The following is a 1289-nucleotide window of genomic DNA, read 5'->3' as shown; positions in this document are numbered from 1 at the left end:
CACGACGAGACCTCGATGGACGTGCGGGGCCTGCACCTGCTCTCCGGCCTGCCCCGCACCATCAACGTGCGCGCCGGCGACATCCGGGAGGCCATGGCCGAGCCCCTCAACGTCATCGTGGAAGCCGTCAAGCGCACCCTGGAGCGCACCCCTCCCGAACTGGCCGCGGACATCGTCGACCGGGGCATCATGCTGGCCGGCGGCGGTGCCATGGTGCGCGGGATCAGCGATCTGATCAGCCACGAGACCGGCATCCTCACCCATGTGGCCGAAGATCCCCTGCTCTGTGTGGTGATGGGCTGCGGCATGGTCCTGGAGGACTACAAGCGCCTCGAGCGGGTGCTCGATACCCCTGACTTCGTGCGTCAGGCGGCCTGAACCCGATGCAGGCGGGCCGCCGGCTGCGACTGCCGCCGTTGCGATGGCTCACGGCCGGCTGGCCCTGGGGCCTGCTGCTGCTCGCCCTGGTGGGGGTGCGGCTCAGCAAGGGGGCCTTCCTCACCGATGTCTACGCCCTGCTCACCCGGCCCTTCTGGCCCGGTTCGGCCCAGGGGGAGTGGATCAAGGCCGCCGAGCAGCTCGATCTGCAGTCGAGGCTTTCGGTGCTGGAGGCCGACAACCGGCGCCTGCGCGAGTTGCTGGAACTGCAGCGCAGCTCGGGGCAGGACGTGACGGCGCCGGTCATCTCCCGGGACGCCCAGGGCTGGTGGAGCCAGCTGGTGATCGGGCGGGGTTCCCTCCACGGCGTCACCCCGGGCGATGCGGTGGTGGCGCCGGGGGGACTGATCGGGCGGGTGGCCAGCGTCACCCCCAGCACCGCCAGCGTGGCCCTGCTCACCGATTCCTCCAGCCGCGTCGGTGTGTGGATCGGGCGGGTCCAGCGCCACGGGCTGCTGGTGGGGGGAGGCACCGCCCGGCCGATCCTGCGCTTCATCCAGAAGGATCTCGGCGTGCGTGCCGGCGATCTGGTGGTGACCTCTCCCGCCAGCACCCTGGTGCCCCCCAACCTCACCGTCGGGGTGGTGCAGTCGGTCGACGATCAGGCCGTGCCGGCTCCCGAGGCAGTGGTGCAGCTCAGCGCGCCGGTCGACGCGGTGGACTGGGTGCGGGTGCGGGTCCGCTGAGATGGCGGTCCTGACCCGCCAGCGCTGGTGTGTCGCCACGGCACTGCTGGTGCCCTTCCTGGTGCTGGCCTCTCCAGGGGCGGTCAAGCTGGCCGGTGTGCCGCCCAGCTGGGCCGTGCTCTGGCTGCTGCCCTGGGCCCTGGTGGATGGTCCCCTGTCCGGGGC

The 1289-nt window shown here is 71.7% G+C and carries 2 protein-coding genes; both read left to right on the top strand.

The annotated features are described in order from the left end of the window. A partial coding sequence (locus tag ACLD7X_RS16845; RefSeq protein ID WP_411424841.1) for a rod shape-determining protein occupies positions 1 to 378 on the top strand: 378 nt, incomplete at its 5' end. Positions 379 to 383: 5 nt separating this feature from the next. After that, positions 384 to 1124, top strand: coding sequence for a rod shape-determining protein MreC (gene mreC / locus ACLD7X_RS16840; RefSeq protein ID WP_411424840.1), 741 nt, complete (start codon positions 384 to 386; stop codon positions 1122 to 1124). Positions 1125 to 1289: the final 165 nt, after the last annotated feature.

It is taken from the genome of Aphanothece microscopica RSMan92 (genome assembly GCF_046613545.2).
Classification (GTDB): Bacteria; Cyanobacteriota; Cyanobacteriia; order PCC-6307; family Cyanobiaceae; genus NIES-981.
The sequence above is the reverse complement of the archived record's forward strand: the minus strand, read 5'-3'. Positions and strand labels throughout refer to the sequence as shown.

Coding starts and splice junctions, on each gene's coding strand:
- mreC (WP_411424840.1), top strand. CDS start 384: ATGCAGGCGGGCCGCCGGCTGCGACTGCCGCCGTTGCGATGGCTCACG.